This is a genomic window from Nocardioides guangzhouensis (genome assembly GCF_004519545.1).
GTDB classification, from domain to species: domain Bacteria; phylum Actinomycetota; class Actinomycetes; order Propionibacteriales; family Nocardioidaceae; genus Nocardioides; species Nocardioides guangzhouensis.
In genome coordinates this window covers 18,714-37,025 of record NZ_SDKM01000018.1, presented here as the reverse complement: position 1 = coordinate 37,025, position 18,312 = coordinate 18,714, and the positions used below count along the sequence as shown (strand labels likewise).

Genomic DNA, 18,312 nt, shown 5'->3' with positions numbered 1-18,312 from the left:
CGGCCGATCAGCGTCTGGTCAGCTCGGAGACCGCGGGCCGGACGTCGACCAGGAACACGATCGCGGCGACCGTCGCGATCAGGTGGATCGGGTTGATCGGGGAGGCCTGGATGAGCACCACCTGCGCGGCCAGGCCGACGCCGAGGATGGCCAGCCACGCGGGCTTGGTGAGCTTGTTCGCGGCGGTGTAGCTCTCGGCGGGCCACAGCAGCGCGTTGATGAAGGCGAACGCCTTGATCGCCAGCGCGATGAGGATCACCGCCAGCTCGATGTATCCCGTGATCAGGAAAGCCACCAGCACAGCCTAGACGGTGGCCCGGCCCCCGAAAAACGACCGAGGACACGACACGGGGCCGCGGACCCTGCGGTCCGCGGCCCCGTGGTGTGCGGGTCGGTCAGCTCTCCGACGCGTCGCCGGTCTTCTCGACGGCCTCGGTGGTCGCCTCGGCGGCCTTCTCCGCGGTCTTCTCTGCTGCGGTGGCGGTGGCCTTGGCGCTGCTCGCGGCCGGGGCGGCCTTCTTGGCGGCGGTCTTCTTCGTGGTCGACGCCGACTTCTTCGCGGTCGAGGTCGACTTCTTCGCCGACTTCTTCGCGGTCGAGGTGGTCTCGGACGCGGCCTTCTTGGTCTGGGTCACGGTGGCCCGGGCCTTGGCGGAGGTGGTGGCGGCGGACTTCCCGGCGTCCTGGGTGGTCTCCTGGGTGCGGATCCGGGTGACCAGGGTCTCGCCACGCTTGACCAGCTCGGCGTACGTCTCGGCCACCTCGGCCAGGGTGTCGGCGACGAAGGCCTGGGCCTTGGCTGGCAGGGACTTCGCGTCGCCCTGGAGCTCGGCGAGCTGGGCCTCGAAGCGGGCCTGCGCCTTCTTCGCCTCGGCCTGGAGGTCGGCCAGCTTCGCCTCGAGGGCGGCCTGCCGGGCCTTGGCGTCCTTGGTGACCGACCTGGTCACGGCGTCGACGCGGGTGGTGACCGCGGACTGCGCCTTGGCGTTGAGGGTCTTCGGCTCGAGGTCGAGCTTCTCGATCCGCTTCTGGACCTCGGCCACGCGGGACTGCACGTCGGCGAGGTACTGCCGGGCCACGCCCACGGCGAGGTCGGTGGCACCGACGCCGGCGTACAGCGGCTTGGCGGCGGTCTTGAGGTCGATGTTCTTCAGGTCGATCCTGGCGTCAGCCATGGTCGGCTCCTTCGGTGTCGTGTCCGGTCGGGTGCGCCTCGCCCGGCCCTGGCGCGTTCTGCGCGAGGAACGAGGCGTAGACGTCGAGCAGCGACTGCTTCTGGCGCTCGGTCAGGCCGGGGTCGGCAAGGACGGCGAGCTCAACGGATCCGCCGACGCCTTCCTCGGGGCTGATGATCCCGGCGCGGATGTAGAGCTGTTCCGCGGAGATCCGGAGCGCCTTCGCGATCTGCTGCAGCACCTCGGCCGAGGGCTTGCGCAGGCCGCGCTCGATCTGGCTGAGGTAGGGGTTGGAGACGCCGGCCTGCTCCGCGAGCTGCCGCAGGGACAGGCGGGCCTGGACCCGCTGCTCCCTGAGGTAGTCACCGAGCGACCCGACGGTCTTGCCGACCCTTCCTCGTGCCATGTCCCCATCGTGCTAACTGGAGTTAGCAGAAGCAAGCACATGGTCGGTTAATTCTCTGTGAATCCCTTCACAGCAAGGAGAAACCCGCTCAACAGAGCGCTAGCAGGACTAGATCACCGCGCGGATCTCCCCGACCGGGACGCCGCCGCCGAGCAGCTCGGCGCGGCCGGTCGCCGCGACCGCCTCCGCATCCACCCCGGCCTCCTCCGGCACCCCGCCGCGCCGCAGTGCGGCCGCCATCAGCACCGGCCGCACGCGCGGCGCGCCGTCGTCGCACTTCAGCGCGAAGCTGCGCCCGTCCGGGAGCGCCACCGCGTAGCAGGACTCGGCGCCGGCCTTCCCGATCGCGCCGGGGACGGCGCGCAGCAGGGCCAGCTCGTCACGCCGGGTGCCGGACACGAACTCGGGGTGGCTGCGGATCGCGGCCGCGACCCGGGCCTCGGGGCCGGCCGTGGCGACCGCGATCGTCCGGAACGCCCGGGCCAGCCCGGTCAGGCTGGCCGAGAGCAGGGGCGCACCGCAGCCGTCGACCGCGACGTGCTCGACCGGCTCGCCGGTCAGGTCTGAGAAGGTCGCGGCGATCGCCTGCTGGAGCGGGTGTGCCGGGTCGCGGTACGTCGCGAGGTCCCAGCCGTTGACCACGCAGGTGGCCAGCATCGCGGCGTGCTTGCCGGAGCAGTTCATGAGGACGCGCGCCTTGCTGCCGCCCGCCCGCACGACCTCCTCGCGCGACGCGTCGTCGAGCGGGTAGTCCGGCGGAGTCTGGAGCGCGTCCTCGCCCAGCCCGGCGGCCGCGAGGATCCGGCGTACCCCGTCGACGTGGAACGGCTCGCCGGAGTGCGAGGCGCAGGCCAGCGCGAGGAGGTCCGGCGGCAGGTCCAGCCCGGCGCGGAGCATGCCCACCGCCTGGACCGGCTTGTTGCACGAACGCGGCAGGATCGCGGCGGTCACGTCCCCCACCGACCAGTCCACGCTGCCGTCGGCGGCGAGCGCGACCAGGGACCCGTAGTGGTGTCCTTCCACGAACCCGGAACGGACGATCTCGGCGACGGCGGGTGCAGGCATGGACCGGAGCGTACGTACTCCGGGGCAATGGCAGGATGGCCGGGTGCCGACCCCCGCCCCACCCCAGCACTGCCCCACGCCCCGCGAGCTCGACGACCTCGAGCTGCTCGTCGGCGGCGGGCTCGCCCCGCTCACCGGCTTCAACGAGCCCGGCTCACCCGTCACGCTTGCCCTCCCCGACGGCGTGGACGGCACCGTCGAGCTCGTCGACCCCGAGGGGCTGCCGCTGGCCCGGGTCACCGCCAACGGCGGGGTGCAGCCGCTGACCCACCCGCAGTTCGGTCCGTTCCGCGCGCTGCACCTGACGCCCACCCAGGTCCGCGAGCAGTACGCTGGCCGCTCGTTCGTGCCGGTCAGCGGCCCGCTCGGCGTCGACCAGATCGAGGCGCTGTCCGGCGAGGGCCCGCTGGTCCTGCTCGCCCTCACCGGGGCCGGGACTCCGGAGGGGCTCAGCCCGGTCGGCCTGGTCCGCGCCACGCTGGCGGCTGCCGGGCACCTGCCGGACGCCGCCGTGGTCGCCGTGCCGCTCGCCTCCCACGGAGACGCCCGGGTCGACCACGACCTCGGCGTGCAGGTGGTCACCAACTACGCGGACGGCGACCGGGTGGTCGCACTGGCCGACGACGACAGCGACCTGCCCGACGAGGTCGCCGCCGTGGTCGACGCCGACCGGCCTCCGCCGGAGCGTCGCGGCCTGGTGCTGTTCTTCACCGGCCTGTCCGGCAGCGGCAAGTCGACGATCGCGCGGGCGATCCAGGACCGGGTCCTCGAGCAGGGCACCCGCACGGTGACCAGCCTCGACGGCGACGTGGTCCGCCGGAACCTCTCGGCCGGGCTGACCTTCAGCAAGGAGGACCGCGAGACCAACATCCGCCGGATCGGCTGGGTGGCGGCCGAGATCAGCCGGCACGGCGGGGTGGCGATCTGCTCCCCGATCGCGCCGTTCGACGCGACCCGCAAGCAGGTGCGGCACCTGGTCGAGGAGGCCGGCGGCGAGTTCTTCCTGGTGCACGTCGCCACCCCGCTCGAGGAGTGCGAGCGCCGGGACCGCAAGGGGCTCTACGCGCGGGCCCGGGCCGGCGAGATCCCGGAGTTCACCGGCATCTCCTCCCCCTACGAGGAGCCGGAGGACGCCCGGGTGCGGGTGGACACCACCGGTCGCACGATCGACGAGTGCGTCGAGGACGTGCTCGCCCGACTTCGACAAGACCAATTGCTTCAGTAGACTAACGCGGCTTGTCCCCGCACGTTTCGTCCGAAAGGTCCCCATGGCCGACCTGATCACCCTCACGTTCCTCTCGATCCTCGTCGCCGGCTTCCTCGTCGGCGTGGTCGTCGGACTGACGGGGATGGGTGGCGGTGCGCTGATGACGCCCGCGCTGATCTTCCTCGGCGTGGGGGACGCCGCCACGGTCGTGACCGCGGACCTCACCGCGGCCGCCGTCTACAAGACCGGCGGGGCCGTCGTGCACGCCCGCGAGGGCTCGCCCAACATCCAGCTCGCGAAGTGGTTGATCATCGGATCGGTGCCGATGGCCCTGCTCGGACCCCATCTCGTCGCCTGGTTCACCGACCCGGACGAGATCGACGACGTCCTCAAGATGTGCATCGGCTTCGCGCTGCTGCTCGCGGCCGCGACGTACGCCCTGCGCCTCTACATCAACCTGGTCCGCGTCCGCGGCGGCGGGCCGGAGGGTGACCCGAACCCGAAGATCCGCCCCCTCCCGACGCTGCTGGTCGGCGCGCTCGGCGGCCTGCTGGTCGGCATCACCAGTGTCGGCTCCGGCTCGGTGATCATGATCGCGCTGCTCATGCTCTACCCCGGGCTCTCGGCGGTGAAGCTGGTCGGCACCGACCTGGTGCAGGCGGTCCCGCTGGTGCTGGCCGCCGCGATCTCCAACATCGCACTGCACGGCCTCGACCTCCAGCTCACCATCCCGCTGATCCTCGGCTCCGTGCCCGGCACCATCCTCGGCAGCAAGATCGCGCCCCGCGTCCCGCAGTCGGTGATCCGTCGCGGCATCGTCGTGGTGCTCACGATGTCCGGCGTCGCCCTGCTCGACAAGGCCGGCTGGGCACCGCTCGGCGCCGGCGAGGACGAGACCCACCCCATGCTGATCGCCGGCATCGGCGTCGCGATGCTGGTCCTGGTCCCGCTGGTCTGGGGGCTGCTCCGCAAGCAGCAGGGGCTGCCGATGTTCGGGGCGCCGTACGTCGCGGACCTCGACGACCCGCGGTACGTCGGCACCGGCCGCGCGCACGCCCACGGCCACCCGCGCCCTCCCCACGAGTCACCGGCGTCCCAGCAGCCCCGGCAGACGGGGAACCCGGCTCACGAGGAGTCCCGTGACCGCGATCACGGCGCCTGACGACGATTCTCCGCCCCCGCCCGATATCGATACGATGGCCGCTGCTGTCCCGACGAGAGGTTCCCGTCACCCATGACTGACACCCATGCCGACTACCAGCTGAGTCAGCTCGACCAGCTGGAGGCGGAGTCGATCCACATCTTCCGTGAGGTCGCCGCAGAGTTCGAGAAGCCGGTGCTGATGTTCTCCGGCGGCAAGGACTCCATCGTGATGCTGCGGCTGGCGGAGAAGGCCTTCTACCCGGCGAAGATCCCCTTCCCGGTGCTGCAGGTCGACACCGGCTACGACTTCCCCGAGGTCCTCGCCTGCCGTGACTCCTGGGTCAACCGGCTCGGTGTGCGCCTGGTCGTCGCCAGCGTCGAGGAGGCGATCAAGAGCGGCATCGTCGTCGACGACGGCAAGACCAGCCGCAATCGCCTCCAGATCGGCACCCTGCTCAACGCCATCGAGGAGGAGGGCTTCACCGCCGCCTTCGGTGGCGGCCGCCGCGACGAGGAGAAGGCCCGCGCCAAGGAGCGCGTCTACTCCCACCGAGACGACTTCGGCCAGTGGGACCCGAAGAACCAGCGCCCGGAGCTCTGGAGCCTCTACAACGGCCGCCTCCACGAGGGCGAGCACATGCGCATCTTCCCGCTCTCCAACTGGACCGAGCTGGACATCTGGCACTACATCGACCGCGAGCAGATCGAGATCCCGTCGATCTACTTCTCGCACCAGCGCCGGGTCTTCCAGCGCGACGGCATGCTGCTGAGCGAGAGCGAGTTCAACCCGCTGCGCTCCGGCGAGTCCGTGGAGGAGCGCACCGTCCGCTTCCGCACCGTCGGCGACCTGACCCTGACCGGCTGCGTCGAGAGCGACGCCGCCAACACCGCCGAGATCATCGACGAGATCGCCATCGCCAAGGTCACCGAGCGCGGTGCCACCCGAGGTGACGACCGGTTCTCCGAGGCGGCCATGGAAGACCGCAAGAAGGAAGGCTACTTCTGATGACCCCGCCCGAGACGACCGCCACCGACGGCGAGGTCGAGCACCAGCACGCCATCAAGGAGAGCGCGGACCTGCTCCGGTTCGCGACCGCCGGCTCGGTGGACGACGGCAAGTCGACGCTGATCGGCCGCCTGCTGCTCGACTCGAAGGCGATCTTCGAGGACCAGCTCGAGTCCGTGGAGTCCACGTCGAAGTCGCGTGGCTACGACTACACCGACCTCGCGCTGCTCACCGACGGCCTGCGCTCCGAGCGCGAGCAGGGCATCACGATCGACGTTGCCTACCGCTACTTCGCGACCCCGAACCGCAAGTTCATCATCGCGGACACCCCGGGCCACGTGCAGTACACCCGCAACATGGTCACCGGCGCCTCCACCGCCGACCTCGGCCTGGTGCTGGTCGACGCCCGCCAGGGCCTCACCGAGCAGTCCCGCCGGCACGCGGTGATCCTGTCGCTGCTCCGGGTCCCGCACCTGGTGCTCGCGGTCAACAAGATGGACCTCGTCGACTTCTCCGAGGACGTCTACAACAGGATCCACAAGGAGTTCACCTCCTTCGCGACCAAGCTGTCGATCCCGGACCTCGAGATCATCCCGATCTCGGCGCTCCTGGGCGACAACGTGGTGACCCGCTCGGAGAAGATGCCGTGGTACAGCGGCCCGACCCTCATGCACCACCTCGAGCACGTCCACGTCGCATCCGACCGTGACCTGGTCGACGTTCGCTTCCCGGTCCAGTACGTCATCCGCCCGAAGTCGGACGAGTTCCACGACTACCGCGGGTACGGCGGCCAGGTCGCCGGCGGCGTGCTCAAGCCGGGTGACGAGGTCGTGGTGCTGCCGTCGGGGATGACCAGCAAGATCGCGAAGATCGACCTGTTCGACAAGGAGATCGGCGAAGCCTTCCCGCCGATGTCGGTCACCGTGCACCTCGAGGACGACGTCGACGTCTCCCGCGGCGACATGATCGCCCGCGTGAACAACGCGCCCAAGCCCTCGCAGGACATCGACGCGATGGTCTGCTGGATGACCAACGAGCCGCTGCGCCCGCGCCAGAAGCTCGCCATCAAGCACACCACCCGCACCGGTCGCGCGATGGTCAAGGACGTCCAGTACCGCCTCGACGTCAACTCGCTGCACCGCGACCAGGAGACCAAGGAGCTCGGCCTCAACGAGATCGGTCGCGTCCAGCTGCGCACGACGATGCCGCTGCTGTGTGACCCCTACTCGAAGAACCGCACCACCGGCTCGTTCATCCTGATCGACGAGGCGACCGGCGTGACCGTCGGCGCCGGCATGATCAACAGCGGCACCTGACGCTCCCCGGTCGCCCGCCGACGACCCGCCGTGCTCCCGACTCCGGTCGGTGACGGCGGGTCGTCGTCATTTCGCCCCCCGCTGGTTGAGGAACGAGCGCCAGCGAGCCTCTCGAAACTCCCCCGCTGGTTGAGGAGCGAGCGCCAGCGAGCCTCTCGAAACCAAGGGCCTCGAGGCGACCAGGGACCTAGGTTTCGAGACGGGCGCAGAACCCCCTCCTCATCCAGCGGTCGGGTCAGCCCTGGCGGCCGTAGTCGTCCTCGAGGCGGACGATGTCGTCCTCACCGGTGTAGGAGCCGCGCTGCACCTCGATGATCACCAGCTCGTCGGCATGGGCGTTGGAGATACGGTGCGCGGCCCCGGTCGGTACGTCGATCGACTGGCCGGCTTCGCGGACCACCGTGTCGCCGTCGAGCACGCAGGTGGCGACGCCCTGGATCACGACCCAGTGCTCGGAGCGGTGAGCATGGGTCTGGTAGGAGAGGCGGCAGCCGGGCGAGACGTTGATGCGCTTGACCTTGTAGCCCTGTCCCTCATCGAGCACGTGCCACGACCCCCAGGGCCGCTCCGCGGATTCGAGTGCCATGTGCCGATCCCCCTCTGGTGACGAACGGCCGTCAGCCTAACCAACCGGTCGCCGGCGCGTGGTCACTACCGGCTGTCACTGGGGGTGGCGGATCGCGGGCCCGGTGCGCAGCCACCAGCGCGCGGCCCGGCGCTGCCAGTCCGGGGCCGACGACGACGACGCGATCGCCGACAGTCCGGGCGAGCCGGTCATGCCGAGCGCGTACATGTGGCCGCGGCCGAGGCTGCCCGGCTGGGTGGGGATCATGTGCCGCAGCACCTGGTCGGTGGTGGTCGCGAACTCGATGTGTCCGAGGGCGATGGTCACCGCCGCGGCCACGGTCTCGTCCGGGTCGCCCACGAACGGGCTGAGCCGCAGCCGGTGGTGCTCGGTGGCCAGGTAGGTGCACAGGGTCGCTGCCCGGCCGCGGGCCAGCGACACCGTGTCCCGCTCGCTGAGCGCGTCGAGCGCGGCCTCCCCCAGCCCCGCGGCGTACGGCGACGCCGAGAGCAGGACGGACCCCAGGTGCCGCCGCTCGGACTCCCGGTGGAACAGGGACTCGCGGACCAGCGAGGCGAGCTCGCCGCGGTCGGACTCCATCGCGGCGGGGTCGGCGGCCGCGACCGCGTTGACCAGCCGGGTGGCGAGCCGCTCGGCCGACTCGGCCGTGACGTCCTCGCCGTGCTCGAGGACGTAGCCGAAGTCGGTGTTCCCCCACTGCTGCGCGGCGCGGGAGAAGGCCTCCCGGAAGCCGGTCGGGAGCACCGCGATCAGCTGGGCGAGGTCGACCGGGGCCTGCGTCGGGTCGGCCCGCCAGCGGGCCAGCACCAGGACGCCGAGCCGGGCCCGCTGCCGGTCGTCGAACCCGCCGCGGAGCACCATCTGGGTGGCCTGCCAGACCGCGTGCAGGTAGAGCGCCCGGTTCGGCGCCTTCTCGAGCAGGTCGAGCACCAGGTCGGCGGCCTCGGGCGAGCTGATCTGGTCGAGCAGACCGAGGGGGTCGTGCACGACCTGGACGTCGGGGTCGCCGAGGTAGCCGCGGATGCTGGTCACCAGGGGCGCCCGGAGCGCAGCGACCTGGGCCAGCCCGGCCGCGGCGATCGAGATCAGGCGGTACGACGCGTCCACGCCACGGGCGAGCTGGGTGACGATCTCGTCGCAGAGGGCCTGCACCTCCTCCCCTTCCGGCGCCCAGTCCTGGTCGGCGGTGAGGTGCGAGCCCAGCGCGGTCCACTGGATCGGGGTCGCCCTTCCCGTGGCGGCCGCGGCCAGCAGCCGCTTGCGGTCGTGCTCGAAGTGGTCGGAGTCCTTGTCGGTGGGCGCCAGCACCTGGGGCAGCGAGCCGGCGGGCAGCGAGACCCGGAGGTACTCCCGCGAGGAGGCGAGCAGGCAGTGATCGAGCCCGAGCACGCGCTCGTAGCCGACCCACGCGGCGTACGGCGGGTCCACGGCGCCGGACTCCCAGGCGACGACCTGCTCGGGGGTCGCGGGACAGCCGTTCCCGGTCAGTGCGCGGGCGAAGGCGGCCGGGTCGGCGAGGGGCGCGTCAGGTCGGTGCAGCCGCCACGAACGCAGCAGCCACGCGAGTCGCCCCGTCCAGCTCACCCACGCAGCATAGGTCGGACGTGCAGCCCGACCTCGGGATCCACGACAATTTCCTGCGCCGCCGGGAGGCCGTCGACGGAGAGCTGGACGTCGATCGGGACGTTGCGCTTGACCATCGCCAGCGCGATCGGCCCCAGCTCGTGGTGCCGCGCGGAGGTGCCGACGAAGCCCACGACCTTGTCGCCGAGCAGCAGCTCGGAGCCCACGGCCGGCAGCCGGTTCTCGGAGCCGTCGAGGTGCAGCAGGGTGAGCCGGCGTGGCGGACGGCCGAGGGTGTGCACCCGGGCCACCGTCTCCTGACCGCGGTAGCAACCCTTGTCGAGGTGGACGGCGTTGTTGATCCACCCGGCCTCGTTCGGGATGGTCCGGTGGTCGGTGTCGAGGCCCAGCCGGGGCTCGCCGCGGGCGATCCGGAGCGCCTCGAACGCCCAGAGCCCGGCGGGGGGGCCGGCCGCGGCGGCGTACGCCTCGAGCCGGTCGCGCGGGACGAGCTCGTAGCCGTCGTACGGGACGCCGGTGCGGGCCGACGGGCGCCAGGTGACCGCGAGCTCGGCGGTCGCGTCCTCGACCTCGACCTGGTTGAGGAAGCGCATCTTCAGCAGGAAGTCGGCGAGCGCCGCACCGCGGCCGGGCTCGGTGTGCACGGTCAGGGCGCCGTCCTCGCCGCCGCTGTCCATGCCGTACATCGCATGCTCGACGTGGCCCTGCGGGCTCAGGATCAGCGCCGCCACGGGCGTGCCGGGGACCAGGTCGAGCAGGTGCTGCGTGGTCAGGTCGTGCAGCCACCGCAGCCGGTCGGGGCCGGCGATGCGCAGCACGTCGCGGTGGGACTGGTCGACGAAGCCCTCGCCGTTCTCGAGGGCTCGTTGCTCGCCGTGGAACGAGCCGTAGTGGGCAGCCACGGGGGCGTCGATGCCGTCGCCGGCGACGGCTCCGGGAAGGCCCAGGAGCGGGCTGGTCATGCGTCGATCTCCTCACACTGGTCGCACCGGCCGAAGACGGTCAGGTGACCGACGTCGGCGGTGAAGCCCTCGTCGGTCCGCAGCCGCTCCAGCAACGGGTCGAGTACACCTGCGTCAACCGAGATCACCCGGTGACAATTCCGGCAGACCAGGTGGAAGTGCTCGTGGCCGCCCACCGAGTGGTACGTCGGGGCGCGGTCGGAGAGGTGCGCATGCTTGACCAGCCCGAGCTCCTCGAGCACCTCGAGCGTGCGGTAGACGGTCGAGATGTTCACCGCGCTGGACTGCTTGCGCACCTCGGTCAGCACCTCGTCGGGGGTGGCGTGGCCGAGGGAGTCGACGGCGCGCAGGATCAGCTCGCGCTGCGGGGTCAGCCGCTTGCCGCTGCTGCGGAGCCGTTCGGCGAAGTCGCTCATGGTGCTGCCGGCGGGGTCACTGCCGCTGGAGCCGGGCCCACAGGTGCGGCTGGAGAGGCTGGCCCATCGCGGCCATGTCGTAGGCGTAGAGCAGGTCGCCCTCGACGTACCCGTAGAGGCGCTTGCCGCCGGTGTACTCCTTGGCGGTGCCGGTACGGGCGATCGCGTCGGTGACGATCTCGAACCGCGGCTGGTCGGCGTGGATCTCGCCGTGCCAGACCTCGACGAAGCCGAGGTTGTGGGCGAGCACCACCTCGAGGGTGCGGTCCTCCTGCGGGCGCAGGAACCCGGTCTCCTGTGCGGCCTCGCGGACCACGTTGCCCTCGTCGTCCTCGATCCAGGCGCGGCTCATGTAGTGGATGAACGGGCGGCCGTCCTGCTGGAACAGCATCTCCTGGCCGAACTTGAAGCCGTCGATCGTCGGGTAGTCCCCCTGGCCGTTGCCGCGCCAGGTGCCGAGCAGCCACGCCAGCGGCGCGCAGCTCGGGTGGATGTTGTCAGGGATCTGGAACGGCATGGCGGGCAGTCTAGGCCGTGGCTACTGTCGGCCCATGCGGAGACTGCTGGTCAAGGTCACCTGCGGCGCCGACGACCCGGAGCGCTGCAACCAGGCGTTCACGGTCGCCGCGACCGCCGCGGCGTCGGGGGCCGACGTGGGGCTCTGGCTGACCGGCGAGGCGGCGTGGTTCGCGGTGCCGGGGCGGGCCGAGGAGTTCTCGCTGCCGCTGGCGATGCCGCTGGCCGACCTGCTCGGCACCGTGCTCGCGTCGGGACAGGTGACGCTGTGCACCCAGTGCGCCGACCGGCGCGGGATCACCGCCGCCGATGTCCTCGGCGGGGTCCGGATCGCCGGCGCCGCGGTGTTCGCCGAGGAGGTGCTCGGCGAGGGGGTGCAGGCGCTCGTCTACTGACGGCGCCGTGTCACCCCGTCCCCGCGCCGTCACCACCCGAGCTCGCGCAGCCGCGCGTCGGAGATGCCGAAGTGGTGGCCGACCTCGTGGACGACGGTACGGCGGACCTGCTCGACGACCTCCTCGTCGCTGCGCGAGACCGCACAGATCGCGCGACGGTAGATCGTGATCCGGTCGGGCAGGACGCCCCCGTAGCTCGTCGTACGGCGGGTCAGCGGGATCCCCTGGTAGAGCCCGAGCAGGCCTCGCGGTCCCGGCCCGTGCTCCACGGTGACGGCCACGTTGCTCATCAGCTTCCCGAGCTCCGGCGGCAGCCCGTCGAGGGCCTCGGTGACCATCGCCTCGAACTGCTCGCCGTCGACCTCGACCATGGGTCCAGTGTGCGACCGCACCCCTGACGCGGGGGACGCAGTGGTCCGGGGGCCGCCGAGCCGGCCCCCGGTGCCGTCGTACGTCGGGACCGGCGGGTCAGCGGCCGGCGACCTCGACCGTGACGTCGGTGCCGTGACTGACCACGTCGAAGACCGCCGATCGGGCCCGCGACTGGGCGACCAGCTCGGCCAGCTGCTCCGCCTCGGCGTCGCCCTCGACGGAGAACACGACGCGGATGTTGTCGAACCCGTTCCGGACCACGTCGTCGATGCCGAGGATGCCGCGGAGGTCGATGTCGCCCTCGACGGTGCAGCGAACCCCGTGGAGCTCGATGCCGCGGGCGGAGGCGATGTTGCCGATCCCCGCGGTCAGGCAGGCGCCCAGCGCGTTGAGCAGCAGCTCCGCCGGGGTGGGGCCGTTGTCGTTGCCGACGAGCACGACCGGGTGGTCGGCCGTGATCACGGTGTCGTGCTGGTGGGTGTGCTCCTGCCCGGCACCGTAGAAGCCCGGGAACCGGGCCTCGCTCTGGGTGCCGTTGACCCAGCGGTGCGCGGTCCGGAACCGGAAGGCGGCCAGCTCGGGCTGCTCCTTCACCGCCCCGATGGTCGCGAAGAGGGTGGCGGTGTCGACACCGTTGACGTGGTTCTCCTGCGTGATGGACATGACTGTCCCTTTCGTTGTGGTGGGTGGTTTCCCTGGTGTGTGGGTCGGGGTGGGGGCGGTCAGGCGGCCGGTCGCCGGCCGGCGTACCCGGGGACGGGGCGGGCGGCCAGGGCCAGGGCCTCGGCGTCGAGGGCCTTGCTGAGCCGGGTCTGGGTCTCGAGGAAGTCCGTCGGCTCCGGGAAGGCGCCCAGGGCCCGGGTCAGGCCGAAGGTCAGCTCGATCGCCGCGTTCCGCTGGCTCTCGTAGCGGGACATGGCCTCGTCCTCGTCCGTGCCGCGCAGCACCGCGTCGGCGGCCTCGGAGACCAGCTCGGCGTCCCGGAACGCGTCGGTGATGCCGTGGCCGGTGATCGGGTCCCGGTGGTAGCCGGCGTCGCCGACCAGCGCCCACCCGGCGCCGTACGGGCGCTTCACGTGGTTGGGCAGCCCGGCGTAGCCGCGCAGCCGCTCCCCGAACGTCCCGCCGCGCACCCGGCCGGCCAGGCCGGGCACGGTCCGGTCCAGCTGGTCGAGCCAGGCGTCGGTCCGGTGGGACCCCGCCTCGATCACCGGCCGCATGTCGTCGAACGGCCGGATCAGCCAGACGCAGGCCTCGTCGTTGTGCGTCGGGAAGACCCCGGCGAACGCGTTCTCGGCGACGTGCAGCTCGATGCCGTCCCACGGCACCCCGCCGACGTAGGTGTAGAAGCAGGACCCGGTCGGGCCGTAGCGCTCGGTGACCTCCGCGTCGACGTACCGCGCGACCGGCGACCGGACGCCGTCCGCGCCGATCACCAGGCGGGCGGTCAGCTCGCGCTCGGTCCCGTCGGCGTCACGGGACCGTACGCCGGTCACGCGGCCGTCCGCGTCGTGCACCAGCCCGGTCACGACTGTGTCGGTGATCAGCCGGGCGCCGGCCGCGACCGCGGCGTTGGCGAGCAGCTCGTCGAGGACGTAGCGCCGCGGGGCGACCACGAAGTCGACCCCGGCCCGGTCCTTGATCGTGTGCGTCGCGACCTCGCCGTCATGGTGGAAGGTGACCGTCCGGATCTCCGGAGCGCCGCTCGCGACCACCCGGTTGAGCAGGCCCCAGCGGGCCAGCTGCACGACGCCGCCCCGCGACAGCGAGTGGGTCGAGCTGGTGTCGCGCGAGGGCCGGGACCGGTCGACCATGACCACGTCGTGGCCGGCCCTGGCCAGCAGCCGCGCCGTCGCTGCGCCGGCGCAGCGGGCGCCGACGACCACGACGTCGTGGTGGCTGCGCAGGGGTCCGAGCGCGCGTCCGGGCCCCGAACTGGTGAGGTAGGGGTCGCGGTCGAGGTACCTTGCCATGGGAGGGCTCCTTGCTGGCTTCCGTGAGGACGGGGTCCAGACTCCGGGAGCGCCACGCAACGGTCATCGGTCGAATGCCCGACAAGGCGGGTGCTTCTCGGTCGCCGATGTCGGTGAGACGGGCGGCAGCGGGTGGACGACAGGCGTACCCAGGTGATCCGCGGGAGGGACGAGCTCCTCGCCCTCGCCGGGCAGCGCCTCACGGCCGCGCTCGACGGAGCCGGTGGTCTGGTCCTGGTCTCCGGGGAGGCCGGGATCGGCAAGACCCGGCTGCTGCAGGCGCTGCAGGAACGGGCCGGGGAGCAGGGGTTCGCGCTGTGGTCGGCCGCCGCCTTCCCGCAGGACGTGGAGCTCTCCGCCGGCTTGCTGCTCGAGCTCGGGCACGCGATGGCCCGCTCGGAGAGCACGGAGGTGGCCGCGCGCGGGCGGGACCTGGTCGCGGACCTGGTCGACGTGGGCGCCTCGTCCACCGGCGACGCCCACCGGCGCCGCCGCCTGCTGGTGCTCGACGCGGTCGAGCGGCTGGCCGCGCTCGCCAACGGGCCGGCGCTGCTCTCGCTGGAGGACCTGCACTGGTGTGACGAGCTGAGCCTCGAGATCGTCGGGCACCTCGCGCGGCGCCTCCCGGACCTGCCGATGTGTGTGGTCGGCACGCTGCGCACCGACGAGCTCCACCAGGACTCCCCGGCCCGCGCCTGGCGATCCCGGGTCCTGCTGCAGCGCCTCGCCCAGGAGCTGCACGTGCCCGCCCTCGACCGGGGCCAGGGAGCGCAGATGGTCCGCGACCTGGTGCCCGGGGGAGCCCCCTCGCGCCGGCTGATCGAGCTGGTCCAGCGGCGCTCCGGCGGGGTGCCGCTGCACGTGGAGGAGCTGGTGAACGCCGCCACGCAGGGCCGGCTGACGCCGTCGTCGCGCTACGTGCCCGAGACCCTGGCCGAAGCGGTGCAGCAGCGGTTCGACGCGCTGTCGCCGCCGGCCCGGGACATCGCGGTCGCCGCGGCCGTCGTACGCCGCAGCTGTGACCTGGACCTGCTGGCCGAGGTCGCCGGCACCTCCCACGACCCGGCGGCGGCCGGCCTCGACGAGCTGGTCGACCGGCACCTGGTGGTCGAGGAGGCGCCGGGCTGGTTCGGCTTCCGCCACGCGCTGATCCGCGACGCCGTCGAGGGCGTCGCGCCGCGGGCGCTACGCCGCGCCCTGCACGCCCGGGTCGCCGACGTGGCCCGGCGTCGCGGCCAGCTCGGCGGCGACGCCTACCGGTCCGCGCACCACGAGGAGGCCGGGCAGTACGACGAGGCGGTGGACGCCGCATCGGCCGCCGCGCTACGCGCCAGCACGCTGTCGGCGCACCAGGACGCCCTCGACCTGCTCAACCGGGCCGTGCGCTGCCTGCGCGCCCCCGACGACCCGCGCCGCGCGGACCTGCTCGCCCGCCGGGCCGTCGAGGCGGCGGCGACCGACCACAACGCCCGGGCCGCGGAGGACTTCGAGGAGGCGCGGCGCCTGCGTACGGCGGCCGGCGACCCGGTCGGCGCGGCGGCGCTGGTCGCCCGGCTGGTCGCCGTCCGGCACCTGCTCGGCGACCCGCTGGAGGACCGGGTGGCGCTGCTGCGGGCGGCCCTGCGCACGGTCGAGGGGAGGGACGAGCCGGAGGCGCAGCGGGTCCGGGCGGACCTGCTGGCTGGCGAGGCGGCGGCGTACCTCGTCGACGACCGGCTCGACGAGGCGCTCCGGGCCGCCGAGACCGCGCTGGAGGCGGTCGCGTTGCAGGACGAGCAGGCCCGGCTGGACACGGTGATCACGGCAGGAACGGTGGAGGTGTTCGCGGGCCGGGACGGCTGGGGCCGGCTGGAGGAGGCCACCCGGGCGGCCCGCGAGCTGGGGCTGGAGGCGGAGGCGGCCCGCGGCTACCGGATGCTCGGGTCGTCGGCGTCGACGCTGGTGGAGTACGACCGGGCGGAGCGCTGGCTGTCCGAGGGCGTGGAGTACGCCGCACGCACGCAGCAGTGGAACCACCGGCACTACATGGCCAGCCACCAGGCGCACGTGTGGTGGTGCCGAGGCCGGTGGGACGCCGCGGTGGTCGAGGCGCAGCAGCTGCTCGCCGACGACGAGGGCGGCATCACGACCCGGATCATTGCGTTGCACGCGCTCGGCTTCGTGGCCCTCGGCCGCGGTCGGTACGACGCCGCGGTGACCGCGCTGGGCGAGGCCCGGGCGTCCGGGGAGGACATGCGGGAGCTGCAGCGCTTCTCCCCCGCCCTGTGGGGACTGGCGGAGATCGCGGTGCTGACCGGTGACGCGGCCGCGGCGGTCACGCTGACCGGGGCCGGGTTCGACGCCTCGCACGAGATCCTCGAGGCGGCCAACCTGTTCCCCTTCCTGGTCACCGGCACCCGGGCCCGACTCGCTGCGCAGGACCCGTCCGGGGCGCAGGAGTGGGCCGATCGGGTCTCCGCCGACCTCGTCGCCCGCGGCGTGCCCGGCACCCTGCCCGCCGTCGACCACGCGGCCGGCCTCATCCAGCTGGCCGCGGGCCGCACCGGGAAGGCGCGCGAGCTGCTGGGTCGGGCCCGCGCGGACTGGGCGGCGCGTCAGCGCTGGTGGGAGGGCCAGTGGTGCGCGCTCGACCTGGCCCGGTGCGCGGTCGCGTCCAACCGCCGTACCGAGGCGGCGGCGCTGGTCGAGGAGGTGCGCGAAGCAGCGACCGCGGTCGGGTCGACGCCGTTGCTGGAGGCGGCGGCCGCGATCGGGTCCCGGCTCGACCACCACGACGCCCCGCAGGCCTGGTCGCCGCTCACCCAGCGCGAGTTCGAGGTGGCCCGGCTGGTGGCCCGCGGGCTGACCAACCGGGAGATCGCCGAGGAGCTGCGGATCACGGCACGCACGGCCGGCTCGCACCTCGAGCACATCCGGGCCAAGCTCGGCGTCAGCCGGCGGTCGGAGATCGCCGCCTGGGCCACCGCGACCGAGGGGTCGCCCTCCTAGACCTTTACATCAAGCCGGTTTGATGTAAGTTCGAAGGATGCGGCAGGCACCCGCCGCGCCGCCGCCGTTCGTGCGGCTGGCCGGCCATCCCGTGCGCTGGCGGCTCCTCGTCGGACTCGCCACCGGGGACCACCGCGTGCGCGAGCTGGTCGACCTGGTCGGGCAGCCGCAGAACCTCGTGTCCTACCACCTGCGGCTGCTGCGCGACGCCGACCTGGTGACCGCCCGGCGGAGCAGCTTCGACGGTCGCGACAGCTACTACCGTCTCGACCTCGACCGCTGCCGCGACCTGCTCGCGGGGACCGGCGCCTCGCTGCACCCGGCGCTGGCCGTCGCCCGGCCCGAAGCGCCGAGGCCCGACCGGCGGCTCCGGGTGCTGTTCGCCTGCACCGGCAACAGCGCGCGATCGCCCGTCGCCGAGGCGCTCCTGCGGGAACGGACGGGCGGCGCCGTCGACGTCGCCAGCGCGGGCAGCCACCCCGCCGAGCGCACCCACCCGAGCGCCGTCCGGGTGCTCGCCGAGGACTACGGGATCGATGTCTCCGGGCGCAGCCCGCAGGCGCTGGACGCCCTCGACACGCACGGGTTCGACGTCGTGGTGACGCTGTGCGACCGGGTCCGCGAGGTCTGCCCGGAGCTCCCCGGTCACCCGCGGCGCATCCACTGGAGCATGGCCGACCCCGCGCCGGCCGGCACCCCGGCGCCTGCCGCAGACCGCGCCGTACGACGGGCGGCGCGCGAGATCGACACCCGGATCGGGCACCTGCTCCACGTCCTGCCCACGCTCGAACCCACCCCCGACAGGAAGGAACCGAGATGAGCACCGAAGCCGAGCTCGCCAGCGTCCGCTACCTGGTGGACGACGTCGACGCGGCGATCGAGTTCTACACCACCCACCTGGGGTTCACGGTCCGCAGCCATCCGGCGCCGGCCTTCGCCGACGTCGTCCGCGGACCCCTCCGGCTGCTGCTGTCCGGCGCCGCCAGCTCCGGCGCCCGCGCGACACCCGGGGACAGCGCCGGCCCCGGCCGCAACCGCATCCACCTGGTCCTCGACGACTTCGACGCCGCGGTGGACCGGTTGCGTGACGCCGGGCTTCCCTTCCGCAGCGAGGTGGTCTCCGGCCCCGGCGGCCGGCAGGTCCTCGTCGCCGACCCCTCGGGGAACCTGGTCGAGCTGTTCGAGCCCGCGTCCCGCTGAGC

General features: G+C 72.7%; 20 protein-coding genes. 8 read left to right on the top strand and 12 right to left on the bottom strand.

The window, feature by feature from the left end:
* Nucleotides 1-7 precede the first annotated feature (7 nt).
* The 4 genes from EKO23_RS13235 to EKO23_RS13220 all read right to left on the bottom strand — a co-directional run bounded on the left by EKO23_RS13235 (nucleotide 8) and on the right by EKO23_RS13220 (nucleotide 2,646).
* Nucleotides 8-295 carry a DUF2516 family protein gene (locus EKO23_RS13235; protein ID WP_217702612.1) on the bottom strand — a complete coding sequence of 96 codons (288 nt, stop codon included), beginning with the start codon at nucleotides 293-295 and terminating at the stop codon, nucleotides 8-10.
* Between the two features lie 100 nt (nucleotides 296-395).
* Nucleotides 396-1,175 (bottom strand): hypothetical protein, encoded by a 780-nt coding sequence (locus tag EKO23_RS13230; protein WP_134718035.1) that lies wholly within the window; start codon nucleotides 1,173-1,175, stop codon nucleotides 396-398.
* Complete coding sequence (locus tag EKO23_RS13225; RefSeq protein WP_134718032.1) at nucleotides 1,168-1,581, bottom strand: helix-turn-helix domain-containing protein; 414 nt, start codon at nucleotides 1,579-1,581, stop codon at nucleotides 1,168-1,170. The genes EKO23_RS13230 and EKO23_RS13225 overlap by 8 nt, the downstream gene beginning before the upstream one ends.
* 108 nt (nucleotides 1,582-1,689) lie before the next feature.
* Nucleotides 1,690-2,646: an asparaginase gene (locus tag EKO23_RS13220; protein WP_134718030.1), complete on the bottom strand. Its 957-nt coding sequence runs from the start codon at nucleotides 2,644-2,646 to the stop codon at nucleotides 1,690-1,692.
* Between the two features lie 43 nt (nucleotides 2,647-2,689).
* Here EKO23_RS13220 and cysC point away from each other — a divergent pair, with 43 nt between their 5' ends.
* The 4 genes from cysC to cysN all read left to right on the top strand — a co-directional run bounded on the left by cysC (nucleotide 2,690) and on the right by cysN (nucleotide 7,318).
* Nucleotides 2,690-3,871 carry an adenylyl-sulfate kinase gene (cysC, locus tag EKO23_RS13215; RefSeq protein WP_246051068.1) on the top strand — a complete coding sequence of 394 codons (1,182 nt, stop codon included), beginning with the start codon at nucleotides 2,690-2,692 and terminating at the stop codon, nucleotides 3,869-3,871.
* 43 nt (nucleotides 3,872-3,914) lie between these two features.
* Complete coding sequence (locus tag EKO23_RS13210; protein ID WP_134718026.1) at nucleotides 3,915-5,015, top strand: sulfite exporter TauE/SafE family protein; 1,101 nt, start codon at nucleotides 3,915-3,917, stop codon at nucleotides 5,013-5,015.
* 72 nt (nucleotides 5,016-5,087) lie between these two features.
* Entirely contained in the window at nucleotides 5,088-6,002 is a 915-nt protein-coding gene (gene cysD, locus EKO23_RS13205) for a sulfate adenylyltransferase subunit CysD (RefSeq protein WP_134718024.1), read from the top strand.
* Nucleotides 6,002-7,318, top strand: coding sequence for a sulfate adenylyltransferase subunit CysN (gene cysN / locus EKO23_RS13200; protein ID WP_134718022.1), 1,317 nt, complete (start codon nucleotides 6,002-6,004; stop codon nucleotides 7,316-7,318). Before cysD ends, cysN begins: the two co-directional genes overlap by 1 nt.
* Before the next feature lie 235 nt (nucleotides 7,319-7,553).
* Here the strand turns inward: cysN and EKO23_RS13195 are convergent, their stop codons facing one another.
* The 5 genes from EKO23_RS13195 to EKO23_RS13175 all read right to left on the bottom strand — a co-directional run bounded on the left by EKO23_RS13195 (nucleotide 7,554) and on the right by EKO23_RS13175 (nucleotide 11,383).
* Nucleotides 7,554-7,904, bottom strand: a complete 351-nt coding sequence (locus EKO23_RS13195; RefSeq protein ID WP_134718020.1) for a phosphomannose isomerase type II C-terminal cupin domain — start codon at nucleotides 7,902-7,904, stop codon at nucleotides 7,554-7,556.
* Nucleotides 7,905-7,979: 75 nt separating this feature from the next.
* A complete protein-coding gene (locus EKO23_RS13190) occupies nucleotides 7,980-9,488 on the bottom strand; it encodes a hypothetical protein (RefSeq protein WP_134718018.1) in 1,509 nt (502 codons plus the stop codon).
* Entirely contained in the window at nucleotides 9,485-10,450 is a 966-nt protein-coding gene (ygfZ, locus tag EKO23_RS13185) for a CAF17-like 4Fe-4S cluster assembly/insertion protein YgfZ (RefSeq protein ID WP_134718016.1), read from the bottom strand. The genes EKO23_RS13190 and ygfZ overlap by 4 nt, the downstream gene beginning before the upstream one ends.
* Nucleotides 10,447-10,866 (bottom strand): Fur family transcriptional regulator, encoded by a 420-nt coding sequence (locus EKO23_RS13180; protein ID WP_134718014.1) that lies wholly within the window; start codon nucleotides 10,864-10,866, stop codon nucleotides 10,447-10,449. The genes ygfZ and EKO23_RS13180 overlap by 4 nt, the downstream gene beginning before the upstream one ends.
* A gap of 16 nt (nucleotides 10,867-10,882) precedes the next feature.
* Entirely contained in the window at nucleotides 10,883-11,383 is a 501-nt protein-coding gene (locus EKO23_RS13175; protein ID WP_134718012.1) for a heme-binding beta-barrel domain-containing protein, read from the bottom strand.
* 34 nt (nucleotides 11,384-11,417) lie between these two features.
* Between EKO23_RS13175 and EKO23_RS13170 the strand changes: the two genes are divergently transcribed.
* Entirely contained in the window at nucleotides 11,418-11,777 is a 360-nt protein-coding gene (locus EKO23_RS13170; RefSeq protein WP_134718010.1) for a DsrE family protein, read from the top strand.
* 29 nt (nucleotides 11,778-11,806) lie between these two features.
* Here the strand turns inward: EKO23_RS13170 and EKO23_RS13165 are convergent, their stop codons facing one another.
* From EKO23_RS13165 to EKO23_RS13155, 3 genes are all read right to left on the bottom strand, one after another.
* Nucleotides 11,807-12,148, bottom strand: a complete 342-nt coding sequence (locus EKO23_RS13165; protein WP_134718008.1) for a metallopeptidase family protein — start codon at nucleotides 12,146-12,148, stop codon at nucleotides 11,807-11,809.
* A 97-nt stretch (nucleotides 12,149-12,245) separates the two neighbouring features.
* Nucleotides 12,246-12,812 carry an OsmC family protein gene (locus EKO23_RS13160; RefSeq protein ID WP_134718006.1) on the bottom strand — a complete coding sequence of 189 codons (567 nt, stop codon included), beginning with the start codon at nucleotides 12,810-12,812 and terminating at the stop codon, nucleotides 12,246-12,248.
* A 59-nt stretch (nucleotides 12,813-12,871) separates the two neighbouring features.
* Nucleotides 12,872-14,122, bottom strand: coding sequence for an FAD-dependent oxidoreductase (locus tag EKO23_RS13155; protein WP_134718004.1), 1,251 nt, complete (start codon nucleotides 14,120-14,122; stop codon nucleotides 12,872-12,874).
* Between the two features lie 132 nt (nucleotides 14,123-14,254).
* Between EKO23_RS13155 and EKO23_RS13150 the strand changes: the two genes are divergently transcribed.
* From EKO23_RS13150 to EKO23_RS13140, 3 genes are read left to right on the top strand one after another with little or no spacing between them, the layout of a single operon-like run.
* The gene (locus EKO23_RS13150; protein ID WP_134718002.1) at nucleotides 14,255-17,110 is read left to right on the top strand and encodes a helix-turn-helix transcriptional regulator; all 2,856 of its coding nucleotides are present in this window, start codon (nucleotides 14,255-14,257) and stop codon (nucleotides 17,108-17,110) included.
* 37 nt (nucleotides 17,111-17,147) lie between these two features.
* Complete coding sequence (locus EKO23_RS13145) at nucleotides 17,148-17,930, top strand: arsenate reductase/protein-tyrosine-phosphatase family protein (RefSeq protein WP_134718000.1); 783 nt, start codon at nucleotides 17,148-17,150, stop codon at nucleotides 17,928-17,930.
* The gene (locus EKO23_RS13140) at nucleotides 17,927-18,310 is read left to right on the top strand and encodes a VOC family protein (RefSeq protein WP_134717998.1); all 384 of its coding nucleotides are present in this window, start codon (nucleotides 17,927-17,929) and stop codon (nucleotides 18,308-18,310) included. Before EKO23_RS13145 ends, EKO23_RS13140 begins: the two co-directional genes overlap by 4 nt.
* Nucleotides 18,311-18,312: the final 2 nt, after the last annotated feature.

Bases quoted from the DNA above. Each gene is read 5' to 3' on its own strand.
- EKO23_RS13175 (WP_134718012.1), bottom strand. From the start codon at position 11,383: ATGCCGTTCCAGATCCCTGACAACATCCACCCGAGCTGCGCGCCGCTG.
- cysN (WP_134718022.1), top strand. From the start codon at position 6,002: ATGACCCCGCCCGAGACGACCGCCACCGACGGCGAGGTCGAGCACCAG.
- ygfZ (WP_134718016.1), bottom strand. From the start codon at position 10,450: ATGACCAGCCCGCTCCTGGGCCTTCCCGGAGCCGTCGCCGGCGACGGC.
- EKO23_RS13210 (WP_134718026.1), top strand. From the start codon at position 3,915: ATGGCCGACCTGATCACCCTCACGTTCCTCTCGATCCTCGTCGCCGGC.
- EKO23_RS13180 (WP_134718014.1), bottom strand. From the start codon at position 10,866: ATGAGCGACTTCGCCGAACGGCTCCGCAGCAGCGGCAAGCGGCTGACC.
- EKO23_RS13165 (WP_134718008.1), bottom strand. From the start codon at position 12,148: ATGGTCGAGGTCGACGGCGAGCAGTTCGAGGCGATGGTCACCGAGGCC.
- EKO23_RS13170 (WP_134718010.1), top strand. From the start codon at position 11,418: ATGCGGAGACTGCTGGTCAAGGTCACCTGCGGCGCCGACGACCCGGAG.
- EKO23_RS13195 (WP_134718020.1), bottom strand. From the start codon at position 7,904: ATGGCACTCGAATCCGCGGAGCGGCCCTGGGGGTCGTGGCACGTGCTC.
- EKO23_RS13160 (WP_134718006.1), bottom strand. From the start codon at position 12,812: ATGTCCATCACGCAGGAGAACCACGTCAACGGTGTCGACACCGCCACC.
- EKO23_RS13140 (WP_134717998.1), top strand. From the start codon at position 17,927: ATGAGCACCGAAGCCGAGCTCGCCAGCGTCCGCTACCTGGTGGACGAC.
- EKO23_RS13230 (WP_134718035.1), bottom strand. From the start codon at position 1,175: ATGGCTGACGCCAGGATCGACCTGAAGAACATCGACCTCAAGACCGCC.
- EKO23_RS13145 (WP_134718000.1), top strand. From the start codon at position 17,148: ATGCGGCAGGCACCCGCCGCGCCGCCGCCGTTCGTGCGGCTGGCCGGC.
- EKO23_RS13225 (WP_134718032.1), bottom strand. From the start codon at position 1,581: ATGGCACGAGGAAGGGTCGGCAAGACCGTCGGGTCGCTCGGTGACTAC.
- EKO23_RS13220 (WP_134718030.1), bottom strand. From the start codon at position 2,646: ATGCCTGCACCCGCCGTCGCCGAGATCGTCCGTTCCGGGTTCGTGGAA.
- cysD (WP_134718024.1), top strand. From the start codon at position 5,088: ATGACTGACACCCATGCCGACTACCAGCTGAGTCAGCTCGACCAGCTG.
- EKO23_RS13155 (WP_134718004.1), bottom strand. From the start codon at position 14,122: ATGGCAAGGTACCTCGACCGCGACCCCTACCTCACCAGTTCGGGGCCC.